Origin of the sequence: Stutzerimonas azotifigens (genome assembly GCF_013522725.1) — a bacterium.
Lineage (GTDB): Bacteria > Pseudomonadota > Gammaproteobacteria > Pseudomonadales > Pseudomonadaceae > Stutzerimonas > Stutzerimonas azotifigens_A.
In genome coordinates, this window is the sequence record NZ_JAAMRF010000009.1 from 60,644 (window position 1) to 80,323 (window position 19,680).

Genomic DNA, 19,680 nt, shown 5'->3' on the forward strand with positions numbered 1-19,680 from the left:
CGCCGCTCCTCGTTTCGCCATGAAAAACGCCGCCCGCAGGCGGCGCTCGGTCATCCAGCCGGACTAATCGGCCAGGCGCCAGGTGGTACCGCCCTTGCCGTCTTCAAGGACCACGCCCATGGCGCTCAGCTGGTCGCGGATACGGTCGGATTCGGCCCAGTTCTTTTCGGCACGCGCCTGCAGGCGCGCGGCGATCAGCGCCTCGACCTCGGCGGCGTCGACCTTGCCTTCGGCGCCAGCCTGGAGGAAAGCGTCCGGATCCAGCTGCAGCACGCCGAGCAATCCGCCCAGCTGCTTGAGCCGTGCCCCGAGCGCGGCCGCCGTTTCCGGCTCGCTGTCGCGCAGGCGATTGACTTCCCGGGCGAGCTCGAAGAGCACCGAGCAGGCGCCGGCCGTATTGAAGTCATCGTCCATCGACGCGCCGAAGCGCTCCACATAAGCCTCGCCACCGGCAGGCTCTGCGACCGACAGGCCCTTGAGCGCGTTGTAGAAGCGCTCAAGCGCGGCTTTGGCTTCGCGCAGGTTGTCTTCCGAATAGTTGATCGGGCTGCGGTAGTGGCTGGCGATCAGCAGGTAGCGCACCACCTCGGGGTGATACTTCTCCAGCACTTCGCGGATGGTGAAGAAGTTGCCCAGCGACTTGGACATCTTCTCGCCGTTGATGGTGATCATCCCGCAGTGCAGCCAGGATTTGGCGTAGGGCTTGCCGGTGGCCGCCTCGCTCTGGGCGATCTCGTTCTCGTGGTGCGGGAATTCCAGATCGTTGCCGCCGCCATGGATGTCGAACGATTCGCCCAGGCAGCAGGTGGACATCACCGAGCATTCGATGTGCCAGCCGGGCCGGCCCTTGCCCCACGGCGAATCCCAGCTCGGCTCGCCGGGCTTGGCGCCCTTCCAGAGCACGAAGTCCAGTGGGTCTTCCTTGGACTCGCCCGGCTCGATGCGGGCACCGATACGCAGGTCTTCGATTTTCCGGCGCGAAAGCTTGCCGTAGCCGGCGAAGCGCCCGACGCGGTAGTACACGTCGCCGTTGCCCGGCGCGTAGGCGAAGCCCTTGTCGATCAGCGTCTGGATCATGGCGTGCATGCCGGCGATGTGATCGGTCGCGCGTGGTTCCTGGTCCGGCTTGAGGATGTTGAGGCGCGCTTCGTCCTCGTGCATCGCGGCGATCATGCGCTCGGTGAGCACATCGAAAGCCTCGCCGTTCTCGCGGGCGCGATTGATGATCTTGTCGTCGATATCGGTGATGTTGCGCACGTACGTCAGGTCATAACCGCTGTGGCGCAACCAGCGGGTGATCACGTCGAAGGCGACCATGCTGCGCCCATGACCCAGGTGGCAGTAGTCGTAGACGGTCATGCCGCAGACGTACATGCGCACGCTGTTGCCTTCCAATGGCTGGAAGGCTTCCTTGGTCTTGCTGAGCGTGTTGTAGATCGAGAGCGCCATTACTGCCCCCACGAATCGCGCAGGGTGACGGTGCGGTTGAATACCGGCGCGCCGGGCCTGGAGTCCTTCAGGTCGGCGCAGAAGTAACCTTCGCGCTCGAACTGGAAGCGCTCTTCAGGCTGCGCCTGCGCCAGAGACGGCTCGGCGCGGCAGCCGGTCAGTACGACCAGCGAATCCGGGTTGATGTTGTCGAGGAAGCTGCCGCCCTCTTCGCTCTTTTCCGGATTGGCCGAACGGAACAGGCGGTCATACAGACGCACCTCGCATTCGATGCTCTCGGAGGCCGGCACCCAATGGATCACGCCCTTGACCTTGCGCCCTTCCGGGTTCTTGCCAAGGGTGTTCTCGTCATAGGAGCAACGCAGTTCGACGACATTGCCATCGGCGTCCTTGATCGCCTCGTCGGCGCGGATCACATAGCTGCCACGCAGGCGCACTTCCCCGCCGGGAATCAGCCGCTTGTAGCCAGCCGGCGGGACTTCCTCGAAGTCGCTGGCATCGATGTACAGCTCGCGGGAGAACGGCAGCACGCGCACCCCCATGTCCTGCTTCGGATGGCGCGGCAGCTCGAGGTTCTCGACCTTGCCTTCGGGGTAGTTGGTGATCACCACCTTCAGCGGCTTGAGCACGCACATGGCACGGGCGGCATTGGCATCCAGATCCTCGCGAATGGCGAATTCCAGCATGCCGATATCCACAACGCCGCCGGCGCGGTTGACGCCAATCATGTCGCAGAAGGTACGGATCGAGGCCGGCGTGTAGCCACGGCGGCGATAGCCGGACAGCGTCGACATGCGCGGATCGTCCCAACCGCCGACGTGCTTCTCGTCGACCAGTTGCTTGAGTTTGCGCTTGCTGGTGATGGTGTAGTTCAGGTTGAGCCGGGCGAATTCGTACTGGCGCGGCTTGGCGGGTACCGGCAGGTTGTCCAGGAACCACTCGTACAGCGGGCGATGATCTTCGAACTCCAGGGTGCAGATCGAGTGGGTGATGCCTTCGAGGGCGTCCGACTGACCGTGGGTGAAGTCGTAGCTCGGGTAGATGCACCACTTGTCACCCGTCTGGTGATGGTGGGCGTGACGGATGCGATAGAGGATCGGGTCGCGCAGGTTCATGTTCGGCGCGGCCATGTCGATCTTCGCCCGCAGCGCTCGCGCGCCATCGGGGAAATCACCGGCCTTCATCCGCGCGAACAGGTCGAGGTTCTCCTCCACGCTACGGTCACGGAACGGGCTGTTCTTGCCCGGCTCGGTCAGGGTGCCGCGGTACTCGCGCGCCTGCTCTGGAGACAAGTCGTCGACGTAGGCCTTGCCGGCCTCGATCAGGTGGATCGCCCAGTCGTGCAGCTGATCGAAATAGTTCGAGGCGTAACGCTCTTCGCCCGCCCACTGGAAGCCCAGCCACTGCACGTCGCTCTTGATCGCATCGATGTATTCCTGGTCTTCCTTGGCCGGGTTGGTGTCGTCGAAGCGCAGGTTGCACTCGCCACCAAACTCCTCGGCCAGGCCGAAGTTCAGGCAGATCGACTTGGCATGGCCAATGTGCAGGTAGCCGTTGGGCTCCGGCGGGAAGCGGGTGATGACCTTCGCATGTTTACCGGTATCCAGATCGGCCTGGACGATGGGGCGAAGAAAGTTCGAAGCGGCGACAGTCTCGGGCTTGCTCATGGCGTCCTTAACGTTATGCGGTACGCGGCTCAGGGTAGGCCGGTCAGATCAAAGGGCTTATGATAGCGGACCCGTCAAAACCCTGACAGAGCAAAGCGCCCGACGCCCACCCTGACTCCGGTAATGACGGTACGAGGCAGCGATCCGTGCTGAAACCGCGCAGCATTTGCTCCAGCGTCACTGTCGCAACGCTATCTGCCCACCGAAACGGAATAGTTCAAATGATCAAACTCCACACCAACCACGGCGTCATCACCCTCAACCTGTTCGAAGACAAGGCCCCGGACACAGTGGCCAACTTCAAGGAATACGTGAGCGCCGGCCATTACGACAACACGGTATTTCACCGGGTGATCGGCAACTTCATGATCCAGGGCGGTGGCTTCGAGCCGGGCATGAAGCAGAAGCCAACCCGCACGCCGATCAAGAACGAGGCCAACAACGGCCTGTCGAACAAGGTCGGCACCGTCGCCATGGCACGGACCATGGAGCCGCACTCGGCCTCGGCGCAATTCTTCATCAACGTCGCCGACAACACCTTCCTCGATCACACCGCGCCGACCGTACAGGGTTGGGGCTATACCGTGTTCGGCGAAGTCACCGAAGGCATGGACGTGGTGAACAAGATCAAGGCCGTGGCGACGACCATGAAGTCGGGTCACCAGGACGTGCCGGTAGACGACGTCATCATCGAAAAGGCCGAAATTGTCGAGTGATGATGTGATCCTGCTGATCTCGGATCTGCACCTCGAAGAACAACGCCCGGACATCACCCGGGCGTTTCTGCATTTTCTCGAGACCCGCGCGCCACAGGCCAAGGCACTCTACATTCTGGGCGACTTCTTCGAGGTCTGGATCGGCGACGATGCGATGTCGCCCTTCCAGCATTCGATTGCCAAGGCCCTGCGCAAATTGAGTGATGGCGGCGTCGCGGTCTACCTGATGCACGGCAACCGCGATTTTCTGCTTGGCCGCGCGTTCTGCCGCGAAGCCGGCTGCACTCTGTTGGCCGACCCCAGCGTACAGCGATTCAACGGCGAGCCGGTGCTGCTGATGCACGGCGACAGCCTGTGTACCCGCGACGAGAGTTATATGCGCCTGCGCCGCTGGCTGCGCAATCCGCTGAGCCTGTTCATCCTGCGCAATCTGCCGCTCTCCACACGGCAGAAACTGGCGAGCAAACTGCGCCGGCAGAGCCGCGAACAGACTCGAATGAAGGCCAGCGACATCGTCGACGTCACGCCCGAGGAAGTCCCGCCGTCGCTACGCCGGCATGGCGTCACACGCCTGATTCACGGCCACACTCACCGGCCGGCGGTACACGAACTGGAAGTGGACGGCCGCCCCGCCCAACGCATCGTGCTCGGCGATTGGGACCAGAAAGGCTGGGCGCTTCAGGTGGACGAGCATGGCTATCAGCTCAGCCCCTTTCCGCTCGTATAGCGACCCGCATCCGCCTCGACGCTGATGCCGAGGTTAGGCCGCTGCACCGCTGTGGAAGCGCAGTTCCTCATCCGGCGTCAGGATCGCGTCACGCTCGACTTCGGCGAAGAACGCAACCCGCTCGTCGATCGGCTCGCCAGCGTATTGGGCAGCCATTTTCAGGTAGTCCTGATAATGCCGCGCCTCCGACTTGAGCAGCGAGCGATAGAACTTGCCCAGTTCCTCGTCCAGGTGCGGCGCCAACCGATAGAACCGCTCGCACGAGCGCGCCTCGATGAAAGCCCCGACGATCAGCGTATCGACCAGCTTGTGCGGCTCGCTGGTGCGGATGTGCTTGTGCAAGCGCTGGGCATAGAGCGACGCACTGACTGGCCGATACGCCACCCCGCGCTTTTTCATCAACGCCGCCACCTGCTCGAAATGACGCAACTCCTCACGAGCCAGTCGGGAGAGCTTGTATTGCAGATCGGCTTTCTCGACATAGCGAAATAGCAGCGTCAGCGCCGTGGATGCCGCCTTTTTCTCACAGTTGGCGTGGTCGATCAGCAGTACGTCCTGATGATCCAGGGCCTGCTCGATCCAGCTGGCAGGCGTCGGGCACAACAGGAAGGTTTCGATTTCGGGCAGCAGCATGGGTGTCCTGGACGGGTCCTGGGAAAAGGCGCGCCATTATACGAATGGCGCGGCTGGCGGCCAGCCCGGCAGTCTGACTCAGGTCAAAACCACCACTGCCAGCGGCCATCTATAGTGATTACCAGCTCAGCCAAAAGAAGGAGAACGGCCATGCAAGCCATTAGCAGCATCCTGGTGATCATCAAGGCGGAAAACGACCAGGGCCTGGCTCTCAAGCGCGCCAAGCTCATCGCCGGTGTCAGTAAGTCGCATCTGCACCTGCTGATATGCGAACGAAAGCATGAGCACGGCGCGCAGCTGCAGGCGCTGCGCGCGCTCTTGGAGGAAGAAGGCCTCAGCGTCAGCGCTGAACAGGCATGGCATGAAAACCCATGGCAGACCGCTATTGCCGTTCAGCAGGCCCAAGGCTGCGGCCTGGTGATCAAGCAACACCTGCCCGACAATCCGTTCAAACGCGCCCTGCTCACGCCGGACGACTGGAAGCTGCTGCGCTATTGCCCCTGCCCAGTGCTCATGGTCAAGACCGATACACCCTGGACCGGAGGCAAGATCCTCGCTGCGGTGGACGTTGGCAATGCGGACCTTGAACACCGCACGCTGCATGCGGGCATCGTCAGCCACGGCTTCGAGATCGCGCGCCTGGCTGACGGTGAGCTGCATGTAATCAGCGCGCACCCTTCGGCCATGCTGTCGGCGGCCGACCCGGCCTTCCAATTGCGCGAAACCATCGAAGCGCGCTATCGGGAAGCCTGCAAGGCATTCCAGAACGAGTACGGCATCAGCGACGCGCAATTGCACATCGAAGAAGGTCCGGCCGACGCGCTGATACCGAAGGTGTCGCACGAACTGGGCGCCGTGGTAACGGTCATCGGCACCGTCGCGCGGACAGGGTTCTCAGGCGCACTGATGGGCAATACCGCCGAGGTCGTGCTCGACGCGCTGGACAGCGATGTCCTGGTACTCAAACCCGAAGACATTATCGGCCACCTCGAGGACCTGGTGGCTCAACGCTGACAGAGCGACTAGACGCGGACTTCAATACCCTCGACCAGAAAACGCGGCGCGATATAGCGCTCATAGTGCGCTTCCGACAAGAGGAAGAACTCGCGATCGATGGCCTCCCGCAACTGTGGCAAGGGCCAGTCGCGAAACTCGGGCAGCAGCGCGACGCCATAGGCCTCCACTTGCTGGATCACCCGCGAGCCGCGCGCGATCAGCTGATACGCCCAGCAATAAGGCGACTGCTCCGGGACGAAACGCACCTGGCGCGCTTCCAGTTGGCTGCGCAGCAACGGCGCGTCGAACACCTCGAGCTTGGCGGTCATCACCTGCACCAGGAGGATCTCCAGGCGCCGCCATACGGCGCGCTTCTCTTCGTCGCTATAGGCGTTCCAGTTCACCACCTCATGATGGAAGCGCTTGCAGCCGCGGCAGACGAGATCGCCATAGACAGTCGAACAGAGGCCGACACAGGGCGTTTTGATGCGATGGTTGGACATGGGACGCGAATGATCTGAACAGGCACGTATCTTAGACTTTTGTCCAAGCCTGGTCACCGCCGCCATCGCCGCGACCACCACCCACGCCGCTTGCCGTGTGCCGCATGGCTGCGGCGCAGGTGCACTCCTGCGGCGCATTGACGCGGCGCAAGCCCAGCGTCGCTTAACTTCAGCGGCTCTTTCCAGTAGAATCAGTCCGCCGTTTTAGGCGCCACTGTCCACAAGAAGCTGTTTTCAAAGCGTCACGAGCACAGTTGAACCGGCTGCAAGCCGGGCGCGCAGAATCGCAAGTTTTTGCCCTCCCGGCCTCATCATCCGCCGTAAAACTTTGAAAACAGCTTCCGGATGTGCGTTCCGATGAAACCCATTGGAACCAATGATGAGGGTATAACTGTGCTTGAAGCCTACCGCAAACACGTACAAGAGCGTGCCGACCAGGGCATCGTGCCCCAGCCGCTGAACGCCGAGCAGACCGCAGGCCTGGTCGACCTCCTGAAGAACCCGCCCGCCGGCGAAGAAGAATTCCTCCTCGATCTGATCACCAACCGCGTACCGCCGGGCGTGGACGAGGCCGCCTACGTCAAGGCCGCTTTCCTGTCCGCTCTGGCCAAGGGTGAAGCGGCCTCTCCGCTGATCGGCAAGCAGCGCGCCGTCGAGCTGCTTGGCACCATGCAGGGCGGCTACAACATCGCCACCATGGTCGAGCTGCTGGACGACGCCGACCTCGGCGCCACCGCCGCCGAACAGCTCAAGCACACCCTGCTGATGTTCGACGCCTTCCATGACGTCGCTGAAAAGGCCAAGGCTGGCAACGCGAACGCCAAGGCCGTACTGCAGTCGTGGGCCGATGGCGAGTGGTTCAAGAAGCGCCCGATGCTGGCTGACAAGATCAGCCTGACCGTGTTCAAGGTCACCGGCGAAACCAACACCGACGATCTGTCCCCGGCGCCTGACGCCTGGTCGCGCCCTGACATCCCGCTGCATGCCCTGGCGATGCTGAAGATGGCACGTGAAGGCATCGAACCCGACCAGCCGGGCTCCATCGGCCCGCTGAAGCAGATCGAAGGCCTGCGCGCCAAGGGATTCCCGATCGCCTACGTCGGCGACGTGGTCGGCACCGGCTCCTCGCGCAAGTCCGCCACCAACTCGGTGCTGTGGTTCTTTGGCGACGATATCCCCTACGTGCCGAACAAGCGTGCCGGCGGTTTCTGCTTCGGCTCCAAGATCGCTCCGATCTTCTATAACACCATGGAAGACGCTGGTGCCCTGCCGATCGAATTCGACGTCTCCGGCCTGAACATGGGCGACGTCATCGACGTCTACCCTTATGCCGGCAAGGTCTGCAAGCACGGTACCGAAGAGGTACTGGCCACCTTCGAGATGAAGACGCCCGTACTGCTCGACGAAGTCCGCGCTGGCGGCCGTATTCCTCTGATCGTGGGCCGCGGCCTGACCGAAAAGGCGCGTGCCGAGCTGGGCCTGGGCCCGACCGACCTGTTCAAGCTGCCAGAAGCTCCGGTCGATACCGGCAAGGGCTTCACCCTGGCACAGAAGATGGTCGGCAAGGCCTGCGGCCTGCCGGAAGGCAAAGGCGTTCGTCCGGGCACCTATTGCGAGCCGAAGATGACCACCGTCGGCTCCCAGGACACCACCGGCCCGATGACCCGCGACGAGCTCAAGGACCTGGCTTGCCTAGGCTTCTCCACCGATCTGGTGATGCAGTCGTTCTGCCACACCGCGGCTTATCCGAAGCCGATCGACGTCAAGACCCACCACACGCTGCCTGACTTCATCATGACCCGCGGCGGCGTTTCCCTGCGCCCAGGCGATGGCATCATCCACAGCTGGCTGAACCGCATGCTGCTGCCCGATACCGTCGGTACCGGTGGCGACTCGCACACCCGCTTCCCGATCGGCATTTCCTTTCCGGCCGGTTCCGGCCTGGTTGCCTTCGCCGCAGCGACCGGCGTGATGCCGCTGGACATGCCCGAGTCGGTACTGGTTCGCTTCAAGGGCAAGATGCAGCCTGGCATCACCCTGCGTGACCTGGTACATGCGATTCCCTACTACGCCATTCAGAAAGGACTTCTGACGGTCGAGAAGAAGGGCAAGAAGAACATCTTCTCCGGTCGCATCTTGGAAATCGAAGGCCTCGAGACGCTGACTGTCGAGCAAGCGTTCGAACTGTCCGACGCGTCGGCCGAGCGCTCCGCCGCTGGCTGCACCATCAAGCTCTCGAAAGAGTCGATCGCCGAATACCTGAAATCCAACATCACCCTGCTGCGCTGGATGATCGGTGAAGGCTACGGCGATGCCCGTACTCTGGAGCGTCGTGCACAGGCAATGGAAGCCTGGCTGGCCAATCCGGAACTGATGACCGCAGACGCCGATGCCGAATACACCGAAGTCATCGAGATCGACCTGGCCGAAGTGACCGAGCCCGTGCTCTGCGCGCCGAACGACCCGGACGATGCCCGCCTGCTTTCTCAGGTAGCCGGCGACAAGATCGACGAAGTGTTCATCGGTTCTTGCATGACCAACATCGGCCACTTCCGCGCTGCCGGCAAGCTGCTCGACAAGGTCAAGGGCGGCATTCCGACCCGCCTGTGGCTGGCTCCGCCAACCAAGATGGACGCTCACCAGCTGACCGAGGAAGGCTATTACGGCATCTACGGCAAGGCCGGTGCACGGATGGAAATGCCGGGCTGCTCGCTGTGCATGGGTAACCAGGCACGCGTAGCGTCGAACTCGACAGTGGTGTCCACCTCGACCCGTAACTTCCCGAACCGCCTCGGTGACGGCGCCAACGTCTACCTGGCATCCGCCGAACTGGCCTCGGTCGCCTCGATTCTGGGTCGCCTGCCAACGGTCGAGGAATACATGCAGTACGCAGCGGATATCGACAGCATGGCTGCCGACGTCTACCGCTACCTGTCCTTCGATCAGATCGCCGAGTTCCGTGAAGCTGCGGCTAACGCGAAGATCCCGGTGGTCCAGGCCTAAGGGTCCGCCAAAAGCCCCGCCTAGTGCGGGGTTTTTTTTGCCTGGATCAGGGCGTACAAGGGCTCATCACAAGCTTATGTCACATCACTCGATACCGCGGCTGCAGACAAAATCGCAGGCAAAGAAAAGCCCGGCATGAGCCGGGCTTTCCTGCTGCGAGGCGCGTCGATTAACGCACTTGCGCTTCTACTTCAGCTTCAACGCGACGGTTGATGGCACGACCGTCCTCGGTGCTGTTGTCAGCAACCGGACGGGACTCACCATAACCAACCGAGTTCACGCGACCGCCTTCGACACCGTACTGGTTGACCAGCACTTCACGAACGGCATTTGCGCGGCGCTCGGACAGGCGCTGGTTGTACTGATCGGTACCGACCGAGTCAGTGTGGCCTTCCACGGTGGTGGAAGTCTGCGGGTACTGCTGCATGAAGTCAGCCAGGTTCTTGATGTCCGAGTAGCTCTCTTCACGAACGCGAGCGCGGTCGAAATCGAACTTCACGTCCAACTCGACGCGGACCACTTCTGGAGCTGGCTCCGGCTCCGGCTCAGCAGCGGCAACAGGCATTGGAGCCGGCTCAGGGGTCGGCTCGACAGCCGCGACCTGACGAGCACCGCCGCCAAAGTTCACGCCTACGCCCACGCCAGCCATCCATTCGCCTTCGTCGGCATCGATGTTGTACATGCCGTCAACGCCAGCACGTGCATAGACGTTCTCAGTGAAGTAGTACTTCACACCGGTGCCAATGTTGGCAAAGGTGCTGCGGTCACGGCCGCTACGAGTAGCCTGACCGATGCTCTGATGAGCCACACCAGCGGAGACGTAAGGACGCAGACCAACACCCGGCTGACCGAAGTGGTACAGGGCGTCGAGGGAAGTCAGGCTACCCTTGATATCCTTGTGGCGGCCGTTCTGCACACGGTCGTCTGAGTTGATGTCATGGTATTCACCATAAGACAACGCCAGTTCAACGTCGTCGGTCAGGAAGTAACCGACGCTTGCACCGTACAGTTCGCCATTTTCGATATTGCGCGAGCTGTCAGTGAAATAGTGCTTGCCGAAAGCTTCCACCTCGACAGCGCCTTGGCCCTGAGCCAGCGCGCTGAGTGAAGTGGCGGCAACCAGAGAGCCAATGACAACGCCTAAGGTGTTTTTCAGTTTCATCCGTAAATCCCCATCTGTGGTTGGTATCAGAACAATCTAAGGAAACCGGGTGTACCAAAGCCTGTTCGCTGAGAATCAGACAACTTTCTGGCTCTAAGTTTCGGCAAGCCCGGAAAATTTTTCGCGGAGTTTATCCAGAGCACGCTTGTAGCGCATCTTCGTTGCACTAAGACCCATATGCATGATATCGGCAATTTCCTGGAATTCGAGTTCAGCAACGAAGCGAAGTACCAGGATTTCCCTGTCGATAGGATTGACATGTACCAACCAACGGTCGAGTCCACCCTTCTCTTCAACTTTCGGCGCTTTCTCTTCCGACGCTTCTTCAAGCGGGTCGAGACTCAACGCGTCCAATAGGCGCCGCTTGCGACGCTCTTTCCGATACTGCGTGATGCACTCGTTATAGGTGATGCTATAAAGCCACGTTTTGAACTTCGATTTTCCTTCGAAATTTTTCAGCCCGTACAAGACTTTAAGCATTACCTCCTGACAGACATCATCGGCGTCCCGATCGTTGCCTAGATACCGCGCACATACATTGAATAGCGTGCGTTGATATCGCCGCATGAGCTCTTCATAAGCTCGCGTAATATGAAAAAGCTCGACGTGAGCGCGCTCCACCAGCTCTTCATCGGAAAGCTCGCGTGGGTCATAGCGCAACGACGGAGAATGGGTTTTAGTCAAGACGCTTGGAGCCGGCAGTCAGTATCATGGCCGCTACTCTGGGAAGCAGAAAAAAGGCGGCACACTTTAGCAGATATTGGACTGTCAGTGGCTTCTGACTCTCTGCTCCAACAACGTTCTGTTAGCGACCGAAACAAGCTCGCCGTTATCGGTCAGCAATAGCGTTTTGACCGTACCGATTTCCTCGATCTGGCCCTCCAGATCGGCAAGACCGATCCGCTGTCCAACCTCGTACAACTCGCGGATATAGATGCCGGCGAGAATCTGCGCAACCAGGTCGCGGCTACCCAGACCAAAGGCCAGTGCGACCGCCAGGCCCACCGAAATCAGCACGATGGCGATGACGTAGTTGAGCAGCTCTGTCTTCACCTCGAGCTGACCGATCGCCACAGAGATGCTGATGATGATGACCAAGCCCTGCGCCAGGCGCGCCAGCCCCCCGGCATAGTCCAGCCCAACGCCTTCGGCGGCACCACGCACCAACCCACTGACCAGCTGGGCAAGCAGCACGCCAGCGAGCAGAATCAGCGCGGCACCGAAGACTTTCGGGATGTACAAGGCGAGCACGTCGAGGGTCGACGAGACACGCTCGAGTCCCAGCGATTCGGCCGCCGAGACCAGGAAGATGAGCAGCACGAACCAGTAGACGATCTTGCCGATCAGTGTCGAGACTGGTGCCCGGATGCCCACCCGGGCGAGCAACTTGGTCAGGCCGGTGCCGGCCATCAGCCGATCGAGCCCTAGCCGTGCCAGCACCTTGGACAGCAGCGTGTCGAGCAGCTTGGCGATGACGAAGCCCAACACCACCACGATCAGGGCGCCGAACAGGCGCGGGAGGAATGCGGCAACCGAAGCCCATAGGGAGCTCATCGCAGACAACAGATTCTGGGTCCAGGGATCGAATTCCATGATCAATCAGCCTTATCAGTCGAACGGGTTGGCGAGTGGCGGCGCGAGATCGGCGCGATGTGCTGCGATCCGCTGTTGAAGGCGATGAGCAGTGCCTGCAACCAATGGCCCATGAGACCGAACAGGTCCCCTGCTCCCACCTGACGGTTGGCGGTTTTCAGTACGCGATCGAGACAGGCATCGTCATCGTGGCTCGATGGCGTGTTAAGCATGTCGCGCAGGGATTTCTCAAACGGATCGTGCATGCGCACCTCGGGATATGTGTCGGCTAGACGCTGCAAACAGCCGACCGAGTCACATTTAAACCCAGCGCAAACATCGCAGGATCCACCATTGGAACAACGCAACGGCGCCGATCAGGCCGCAGGCGACGGTAAAACCGTAAGGAAACTCCGAGCCGGGAATACCGCCGACGTTGATCCCCAGCAGGCCTGTGAAGAAGCTCAGCGGTAGAAAGAACGCGGTTATGATGCCGATCAGGTACATCGTCCGGTTCATCCGTTCATTCAGACGCCGCTGTTCGGACTCCAGGACCAGGCTTGCCCTTTCGCGGATCAGCTCCAGCTCCTCGACGAAACGTATCAGCCGGTTGCTGAGTTCGTTCCAGTTGGCGCTGTCGTCGGCGTCGCGCCAGGAAAGCGGGGTGCGGGTCAATTGCGCATAAAGGTCGCGCTGGGGCAGCAGAAAGCGTCGAAGACTGGCGGCACGTCGGCGCAGCGACAGCACGCTGTCGTGCTCGGGCGTGTAACGAGGATCTTGCTCCAGGCGTTCCTCCTCGCTATCGGTCATTTCGCTGAGTTCGGCCACCAGATCGTCGACCCGATCAGTCAGCGAATCGGCCAGCGCCAGCAGCAGTCCAGAGGCATGGTTCGGCCCATGTCCATGGGCAAGCTGCTCGATGACCAGCTCGGTGGCCCTCAAGGGTCTTAGCCGCAGCGAAATCACCGTCCTGGCGTTGGCGAACACGCGCAGCGATACCATGTCCTCGGGCTCGGCGCCGGGGTTTAGATTGACCCCGCGCAGGAACATGGCCAACGCCTCGCCCGGCAGTGCGAGCATTCGCGGCCGGGTATTTTCCTCAAGCAACACGTCGCAGGCGAAGGTCCCGATCTCGTCTCGACTGCGCAGCCAAGCGACGGCACCGGGGTGGCTGCGATCCAGATGCACCCATAGCGTTTCACCGTCCTCAAGCTGCACCGACTCGAGCGACGCATACGCCAGGCTGCGCGCGCCCCCACGCCCATCGAGCACGAGTGCATGGATGAGACCCCAGCGATCGTTATCGTTCTGTTGCATCGGTATGACGGCCTGCTCATAAAAAGCCCGGCTGAGCCGGGCAGGAAGAACGGGCGGCAGCAGCCGCGCTTAGTCGGGCATCTTCAGCGGCTCAGGCGACACCAGGATGCCGTTGTTATCGGCATAGACGTATTCGCCCGGGCGGAAGGTGACGCCGCAAAAGGTGACGGGCACGTTCAGATCGCCCAGGCCGCGCTTTTCAGATTTGCGCGGGTGCGTCGCCAGCGCCTGAACGCCGATCTCGGTCTGCGCGATCACGTCGACGTCGCGGATACAGCCGTAGATGATGATGCCTTCCCAACCGTTGCGCGCAGCCTTCTCGGCAAGCATGTCGCCGAGCAATGCGTGACGCAGCGAGCCGCCTCCATCGACGACCATCACCTTGCCGGTGCCATCGAGTTCGACCTGCTCCTTGACCCGCGAATTGTCTTCGAAGCATTTCACCGTGACGATCTCGCCGCCGAAGGAATCGCGGCCGCCGAAATTGCTGAACATCGGCTCTACCACTTGCACCAGATCGGGATAGGCATCGCACAGATCAGGGGTGACGTATTGCATGGGAAGCTCCTGTGGTTTGAAAGCTCAGACCCGGACACCGACTCGGTCGCCGTCATAGGTCGGCGGATACACCGCCATTGAATTACAGATCGTGCCAAGCGCACGGCCATCCGACACCTCGAACGTCGCACCCTGGCGACGGCAACGCAATCCCGTTCCACTCAGGGTAGCGCGCTCCAGCGGCGCGCCTTGGTGCGGCAGCGGTTTTCAAACAGCCGCGTGCGGGTGGAGCAGCCGCTCGATCGCGACGAACATACCAACTCCACCAGACGAATCATGACCAGATACGATTGTTTAGTCACATCTTAACTATCCGTCCGTACCGATGGAACGGCGCCGTCCGCCCGCTATGCGTCAGGCATGAAAAAGGGCGGTTGCCCGCCCTTTTTCATCGATGACGCCCGATCAGATCTCGGCGTCCGCCAGGAAGAACCAGGTATCGAGTACCGAGTCCGGGTTCAGCGACACGCTTTCGATGCCCTGCTCCATCAGCCACTTCGCCAGATCCGGATGGTCGGATGGGCCCTGCCCGCAGATCCCGATGTACTTGCCGGCCTTGTTGCAGGCCTGGATCGCGTTGGACAGCAGCTTCTTGACCGCCGGGTTACGCTCGTCGAACAGGTGCGCGATGATTCCGGAGTCCCGGTCCAGACCCAGGGTCAACTGGGTCATGTCGTTGGAGCCGATCGAGAAGCCATCGAAGTATTCGAGGAACTCGTCGGCCAGCAAGGCATTGGACGGCAGTTCGCACATCATGATGACCTTGAGCCCGTTCTCCCCGCGCTTGAGCCCGTAGTGGCCGAGCAGATCGACGACTTGAGAGGCCTCGCCCAGGGTACGTACGAAAGGAACCATCAACTCGACGTTGGTCAGCCCCATTACGTCGCGCACCCTTTTCATCGCACGGCATTCGAGTTCGAAGCAGTCGCGGAAGGAGTCGCTGATGTAGCGCGATGCACCACGGAACCCGAGCATCGGATTCTCTTCTTCAGGCTCGTACAGCTTGCCGCCGATGAGGTTGGCGTATTCGTTGGACTTGAAGTCAGACAGGCGAACGATGACCTTCTTCGGCCAGAACGCGGCGGCCAGGGTACTGACGCCCTCGACCAGCTTGTCGACATAGAAGCTGACCGGGTCGGCGTAGCCGGCGATGCGCTTGTCCACGCTGCCCTTGACGTCGGCTGGCAGGCCTTCGTAATTGAGCAATGCCTTGGGGTGCACGCCGATCATACGATTAATGATGAATTCCAGACGCGCCAGGCCAACACCTTCGTTGGGCAACTGGGCGAAGTCGAAGGCACGGTCGGGGTTGCCGACGTTCATCATGATCTTGAACGGCAGTTCCGGCATCGCATCGATTGAATTCTTGCGGATATCGAAGCCCAACTCGCCTTCGAAGATCAGCCCGGTATCACCCTCGGCGCAGGAAACGGTCACGTTCTGGCCATCCTTGAGCAGCTCGGTGGCGTTGCCGCAACCGACCACCGCCGGAATGCCCAGCTCGCGTGCGATGATCGCCGCATGGCAGGTGCGCCCACCGCGGTTGGTGACGATAGCGCTGGCGCGCTTCATCACCGGCTCCCAGTCCGGGTCGGTCATGTCGGATACCAGCACGTCGCCCGGCTGGACCTTGTCCATCTCCGAGACGTCGCGAATGATCTTGACCGGGCCTGCACCGATGCGCTGACCAATCGCGCGGCCTTCGACCAGTACCTTGCCCTTTTCCTTGAGCAGATAACGCTCCATGACATTGCCGCTGCTGCGGCTCTTCACGGTCTCGGGGCGCGCCTGGACGATGTACAGCTTGCCGTCGTCGCCATCCTTCGCCCACTCGATGTCCATCGGGCGGCCGTAGTGCTTCTCGATGATCAGCGCCTGCTTGGCCAGGTTGGTGACCTCTTCGTCGGAGAGCGCGAAGCGTGCGCGATCAGCCTTGTCCACCTCGACGGTCTTGACCGACTTGCCGGCCTTGGCCTCGTCGCCGTAGATCATCTTGATCGCCTTGCTGCCCAGGTTGCGGCGCAGGATCGCCGGGCGACCGGCTTCGAGCGTCGGCTTGTGAACATAGAATTCGTCGGGATTGACCGCGCCCTGAACCACGGTTTCACCCAGGCCGTAAGCGCCGGTGATGAACACCACGTCGCGGAAGCCCGATTCGGTGTCGAGGGTGAACATCACGCCCGCGGTACCGGTTTCCGAACGCACCATGCGCTGCACGCCGGCGGACAGGGCGACCAGCTTGTGGTCGAAACCCTGGTGTACGCGGTAAGCGATGGCGCGGTCGTTGAACAGGGAAGCGAACACTTCCTTCGCCGCGCGGATGACGTTGTCGACGCCGCGGATGTTAAGGAAGGTTTCCTGCTGGCCGGCGAAGGATGCATCGGGCAGGTCTTCGGCGGTCGCCGAAGAACGCACCGCGACCGCCATGTTGTCGTTGCCACCAGCCATTTCGGCGAAGGCGGTACGGATGTCGGCGTCCAGTTGCGCGGGGAACTCGGCATCCATCACCCACTGACGAATCTGCGCACCGGCCTTAGCCAGGGCATTGACGTCGTCGACGTCCAGGGCATCGAGGGTGGCATGGATGCGATCGTTCAGACCGCTCTGATCGAGAAAGTCGCGATAGGCCTGGGCGGTGGTCGCGAAACCACCTGGCACCGAAACGCCGGCTCCTGCCAGATTGCTGATCATCTCGCCGAGGGATGCGTTCTTGCCCCCCACTCGCTCAACATCGTGGTTGCCGAGCTTATCGAGGGAAACTACGTACTCTACCAAGGTGATCTCTCCACTGTTTGTTGGAAGACTTGGGCGCACCTGCGCCGCGTTAGTGTGGTCTGGCTGTGCGAAATCAGTAACAATGCCCGCCAGTCTGCGCTCGGCGAAACGGGCCTTACTATAGCCAAGAACGGTTCTCGACTTAAGGCCCAAGGTGCAATGAAACGAACAGCTTTCTTCATCTCCGACGGCACTGGCATTACCGCGGAAACGCTGGGCCAGAGCCTACTCGCCCAATTCGAGAACATTACCTTCACCAAACTGACGCGGCCGTATATCGATACGGCGGACAAAGCGCGGGCTATGGTGCAGCAGATCAATACGGCGGCCGACAGGGACGGCGCCCGGCCGATCATTTTCGATACGCTGGTGAACCAGGAAATCCGGGACATCCTGGCCGAATCCAATGGCTTCATGATCGACATCTTTTCTTCATTCCTTGCTCCTTTGGAACATGAGCTGATGTCACATTCCTCCTACTCCGTAGGCAAATCCCATTCCATCAGTCACAACGCCAACTACATGGAGCGCATCGAGGCGGTCAACTTCGCCCTCGATAACGACGACGGCGCCCGCACTCACTACTACGACAAGGCCGACCTGATCCTGGTGGGCGTGTCCCGCTGCGGCAAGACCCCGACCTGTCTGTACATGGCCATGCAATTCGGCATTCGCGCCGCCAACTACCCGCTCACCGAAGACGACATGGAGCGGTTGCAATTGCCGGCGGCGCTGAAGAAGTACCAGGACAAGCTGTTCGGCTTGACCATCGACCCCGACCGCCTCACCGCGATCCGCAACGAACGCAAGCCCAACAGCCGCTACGCCAGTTTCGCCCAGTGCGAATTCGAAGTCCGCGAGGTCGAAGCGCTGTTCCGCCGCGAGAACATCGCTTTCATCAACTCGACGCATTTTTCGGTGGAGGAAATCTCTGCGAAGATCCTCGTGGAAAAAGGCGTCGAGCGCCGGCTCAAATAACCGACGCCTTCGTAGACAACGCAAAAGCGGCTTGGTGCGGACACTTTGTTACAAAGCCCGAGATCAATTGCCGCAGGCCGATCAGATCACGAACAGATCGACGAAGCGGTGCACCGGCGTCGCCTCCAGTGCCGCCTGATCCAGGCACAGTGAAAGGATCTGCTCGCATCGTTGGCCGGGAAAGCGGGTCGCCAGGTTGCTGGCGAACTTGCGCTCCAGCAGTGGGATGCCTTCCCCCCGCCGACGGCGATGGCCAATCGGGTATTCCACCTTCACCTGCTCGGTACAGGTCCCATCATCGAAGAACACTTGGATCGCATTGGCGATGGAGCGCTTGTCCGGCTCCAGGTATTCACGGCTGTAACGCTCGTCCTCCACCACCTCCATCTTGTCGCGCAGTTGGTCGATCAGCGGATGTTCGGCGTGAAACGCGTCCTCGTACTGCTCGGCCGTCAGATCGCCATAGAGCAACGGCACCGCGACCATGTATTGCAGGCAGTGATCGCGGTCGGCCGCATTGGCCAGCGGGCCGACCTTCGAGATGATGCGGATCGCCGACTCATGGGTGGTGATGACGATCCGCTCGATCCGCTCCAGCCGTTCGCGCACCTGCGGGTGCAGGATGACGGCGGCCTCGGCGGCGGTCTGGGCGTGAAACTCGGCGGGAAAGCTGATCTTGAACAGCACATGCTCCATGACGTACGAGCCGTACGGCTGGGGCAGACTGAACTGCCGCAGCGCTGGCAGCTTGGTCGCCAGATCCTTGTTGGTGTGGCTGAACAGCACGTCGTAAAAGCCCCATTGCGGTGCACTGAGTGCGCCGGGAATACCCATCTCGCCACGCAGGGCGATATCGGACAGGCGCACCGCACGACTGGTCGCATCGCCCGCCGCCCAGGATTTTCGTGACCCCGCATTGGGCGCATGGCGGTAGGTGCGCAGCGCCTGGCCGTCGACGATGGCATGGGACAGCGCCGACAGGAGCTGCTCCCGGCTCGCCCCCATCAGCTTCGCGGTAACGGCCGTGGACGCCAGCTTGACCAGGAAGACATGGTCGAGCCCGACGCGATTGAAGGCGTTCTCCAGTGCCAGCACGCCCTGGATCTCATGCGCCATGATCATCGCGTCGAGCACGGTACGCATGGTCAATGGCACCTCGCCATTGGCCACGCGCTTTTGCGACAGGTGATCGGCCACCGCCAGGATGCCGCCGAGGTTGTCCGACGGATGCCCCCATTCGGCGGCCAGCCAGGTGTCGTTGTAGTCCAGCCAGCGGACGATGCAGCCGATGTCCCACGCCGCCTTGACCGGATCGAGCCGGAAGCTGGTGCCTGGCACCCGCGCGCCATGAGGCACCAGGGTGCCCTCGACCAGCGGCCCGAGGTGCTTGGTGCACTCGGGAAAACGCAGCGCCAGCAGGCCGCAACCCAGCGTGTCCATCAGACAGTTGCGGGCGGTATCCAGGGCCTCGGCCGACTCGACGCGGTAACTCAACACGTAATCGGCGATGTCCTGAATCACCTGGTCGTAATCGGGACGTTCGTTGAGATCGACATTGGCGCTCATGCTTCTCACCTTATCAGGCTGATGGCAGGAAAAATGATGGCGCGGCCGCTGGCTCCGG

The 19,680-nt window shown here is 61.4% G+C and carries 17 protein-coding genes; 5 read left to right on the forward strand and 12 right to left on the reverse strand.

Translation table 11 applies throughout. The features are described from left to right. Nucleotides 1-63: 63 nt before the first annotated feature. On the reverse strand, nt 64-1,449 hold the full coding sequence (gene cysS / locus G7026_RS17125; RefSeq protein ID WP_181072127.1) for a cysteine--tRNA ligase: 1,386 nt from the start codon (nt 1,447-1,449) through the stop codon (nt 64-66). Then, on the reverse strand, nt 1,449-3,116 hold the full coding sequence (locus G7026_RS17130) for a glutamine--tRNA ligase/YqeY domain fusion protein (protein WP_181072128.1): 1,668 nt from the start codon (nt 3,114-3,116) through the stop codon (nt 1,449-1,451). The genes cysS and G7026_RS17130 overlap by 1 nt, the downstream gene beginning before the upstream one ends. Nucleotides 3,117-3,337: 221 nt before the next feature. On the opposite strand from G7026_RS17130, the gene G7026_RS17135 reads away from it, so the two are divergent. Beyond that, the gene (locus G7026_RS17135; RefSeq protein WP_181072129.1) at nt 3,338-3,832 is read left to right on the forward strand and encodes a peptidylprolyl isomerase; all 495 of its coding nucleotides are present in this window, start codon (nt 3,338-3,340) and stop codon (nt 3,830-3,832) included. A gap of 4 nt (nt 3,833-3,836) precedes the next feature. Then, complete coding sequence (gene lpxH / locus G7026_RS17140; protein ID WP_181072130.1) at nt 3,837-4,559, forward strand: UDP-2,3-diacylglucosamine diphosphatase; 723 nt, start codon at nt 3,837-3,839, stop codon at nt 4,557-4,559. Nucleotides 4,560-4,592: 33 nt separating this feature from the next. On the opposite strand, the gene G7026_RS17145 is transcribed toward lpxH, so the two are convergent. Continuing rightward, nucleotides 4,593-5,189 carry a tRNA-(ms[2]io[6]A)-hydroxylase gene (locus G7026_RS17145; protein WP_258190327.1) on the reverse strand — a complete coding sequence of 199 codons (597 nt, stop codon included), beginning with the start codon at nt 5,187-5,189 and terminating at the stop codon, nt 4,593-4,595. A gap of 153 nt (nt 5,190-5,342) precedes the next feature. Between G7026_RS17145 and G7026_RS17150 the strand changes: the two genes are divergently transcribed. After that, on the forward strand, nt 5,343-6,206 hold the full coding sequence (locus G7026_RS17150; protein ID WP_181072132.1) for a universal stress protein: 864 nt from the start codon (nt 5,343-5,345) through the stop codon (nt 6,204-6,206). Between the two features lie 8 nt (nt 6,207-6,214). Here G7026_RS17150 and G7026_RS17155 read toward each other — a convergent pair whose 3' ends face one another. Continuing rightward, complete coding sequence (locus tag G7026_RS17155; RefSeq protein ID WP_181072133.1) at nt 6,215-6,691, reverse strand: DUF1289 domain-containing protein; 477 nt, start codon at nt 6,689-6,691, stop codon at nt 6,215-6,217. 393 nt (nt 6,692-7,084) lie between these two features. On the opposite strand from G7026_RS17155, the gene acnB reads away from it, so the two are divergent. After that, the gene (acnB, locus tag G7026_RS17160) at nt 7,085-9,694 is read left to right on the forward strand and encodes a bifunctional aconitate hydratase 2/2-methylisocitrate dehydratase (protein ID WP_181072282.1); all 2,610 of its coding nucleotides are present in this window, start codon (nt 7,085-7,087) and stop codon (nt 9,692-9,694) included. 169 nt (nt 9,695-9,863) lie between these two features. Here the strand turns inward: acnB and G7026_RS17165 are convergent, their stop codons facing one another. From G7026_RS17165 to ppsA, 7 genes are all read right to left on the reverse strand, one after another. Further along, nucleotides 9,864-10,856 carry an OmpA family protein gene (locus G7026_RS17165; protein ID WP_181072134.1) on the reverse strand — a complete coding sequence of 331 codons (993 nt, stop codon included), beginning with the start codon at nt 10,854-10,856 and terminating at the stop codon, nt 9,864-9,866. Between the two features lie 93 nt (nt 10,857-10,949). Then, the gene (gene sigX, locus G7026_RS17170) at nt 10,950-11,540 is read right to left on the reverse strand and encodes an RNA polymerase sigma factor SigX (RefSeq protein WP_181072135.1); all 591 of its coding nucleotides are present in this window, start codon (nt 11,538-11,540) and stop codon (nt 10,950-10,952) included. Nucleotides 11,541-11,624: 84 nt separating this feature from the next. Continuing rightward, nucleotides 11,625-12,449 (reverse strand): mechanosensitive ion channel family protein, encoded by an 825-nt coding sequence (locus G7026_RS17175; protein ID WP_181072136.1) that lies wholly within the window; start codon nt 12,447-12,449, stop codon nt 11,625-11,627. 2 nt (nt 12,450-12,451) lie between these two features. After that, nucleotides 12,452-12,694 carry a CrfX protein gene (locus tag G7026_RS17180; protein WP_181072137.1) on the reverse strand — a complete coding sequence of 81 codons (243 nt, stop codon included), beginning with the start codon at nt 12,692-12,694 and terminating at the stop codon, nt 12,452-12,454. Between the two features lie 55 nt (nt 12,695-12,749). Further along, nucleotides 12,750-13,745, reverse strand: a complete 996-nt coding sequence (locus G7026_RS17185) for a CorA family divalent cation transporter (protein WP_181072138.1) — start codon at nt 13,743-13,745, stop codon at nt 12,750-12,752. A gap of 69 nt (nt 13,746-13,814) precedes the next feature. Further along, entirely contained in the window at nt 13,815-14,303 is a 489-nt protein-coding gene (gene rraA / locus G7026_RS17190) for a ribonuclease E activity regulator RraA (protein ID WP_181072139.1), read from the reverse strand. A gap of 405 nt (nt 14,304-14,708) precedes the next feature. Further along, nucleotides 14,709-17,024 (reverse strand): phosphoenolpyruvate synthase, encoded by a 2,316-nt coding sequence (gene ppsA, locus G7026_RS17195; RefSeq protein WP_375138212.1) that lies wholly within the window; start codon nt 17,022-17,024, stop codon nt 14,709-14,711. Nucleotides 17,025-17,237: 213 nt separating this feature from the next. Between ppsA and ppsR the strand changes: the two genes are divergently transcribed. Then, the gene (gene ppsR / locus G7026_RS17200) at nt 17,238-18,056 is read left to right on the forward strand and encodes a posphoenolpyruvate synthetase regulatory kinase/phosphorylase PpsR (RefSeq protein WP_181072283.1); all 819 of its coding nucleotides are present in this window, start codon (nt 17,238-17,240) and stop codon (nt 18,054-18,056) included. A gap of 81 nt (nt 18,057-18,137) precedes the next feature. Here ppsR and prpD read toward each other — a convergent pair whose 3' ends face one another. Beyond that, nucleotides 18,138-19,622, reverse strand: a complete 1,485-nt coding sequence (prpD, locus tag G7026_RS17205; RefSeq protein WP_181072141.1) for a 2-methylcitrate dehydratase — start codon at nt 19,620-19,622, stop codon at nt 18,138-18,140. Nucleotides 19,623-19,680 lie beyond the last annotated feature (58 nt).

Excerpts from the sequence above, each read along its gene's own strand:
- cysS (WP_181072127.1), bottom strand. The coding sequence starts at position 1,449 with ATGGCGCTCTCGATCTACAACACGCTCAGCAAGACCAAGGAAGCCTTC.
- G7026_RS17150 (WP_181072132.1), top strand. The coding sequence starts at position 5,343 with ATGCAAGCCATTAGCAGCATCCTGGTGATCATCAAGGCGGAAAACGAC.
- G7026_RS17185 (WP_181072138.1), bottom strand. The coding sequence starts at position 13,745 with ATGCAACAGAACGATAACGATCGCTGGGGTCTCATCCATGCACTCGTG.
- G7026_RS17175 (WP_181072136.1), bottom strand. The coding sequence starts at position 12,449 with ATGGAATTCGATCCCTGGACCCAGAATCTGTTGTCTGCGATGAGCTCC.
- rraA (WP_181072139.1), bottom strand. The coding sequence starts at position 14,303 with ATGCAATACGTCACCCCTGATCTGTGCGATGCCTATCCCGATCTGGTG.
- G7026_RS17155 (WP_181072133.1), bottom strand. The coding sequence starts at position 6,691 with ATGTCCAACCATCGCATCAAAACGCCCTGTGTCGGCCTCTGTTCGACT.
- G7026_RS17180 (WP_181072137.1), bottom strand. The coding sequence starts at position 12,694 with ATGCACGATCCGTTTGAGAAATCCCTGCGCGACATGCTTAACACGCCA.
- prpD (WP_181072141.1), bottom strand. The coding sequence starts at position 19,622 with ATGAGCGCCAATGTCGATCTCAACGAACGTCCCGATTACGACCAGGTG.
- G7026_RS17165 (WP_181072134.1), bottom strand. The coding sequence starts at position 10,856 with ATGAAACTGAAAAACACCTTAGGCGTTGTCATTGGCTCTCTGGTTGCC.
- G7026_RS17130 (WP_181072128.1), bottom strand. The coding sequence starts at position 3,116 with ATGAGCAAGCCCGAGACTGTCGCCGCTTCGAACTTTCTTCGCCCCATC.
- G7026_RS17135 (WP_181072129.1), top strand. The coding sequence starts at position 3,338 with ATGATCAAACTCCACACCAACCACGGCGTCATCACCCTCAACCTGTTC.
- ppsR (WP_181072283.1), top strand. The coding sequence starts at position 17,238 with ATGAAACGAACAGCTTTCTTCATCTCCGACGGCACTGGCATTACCGCG.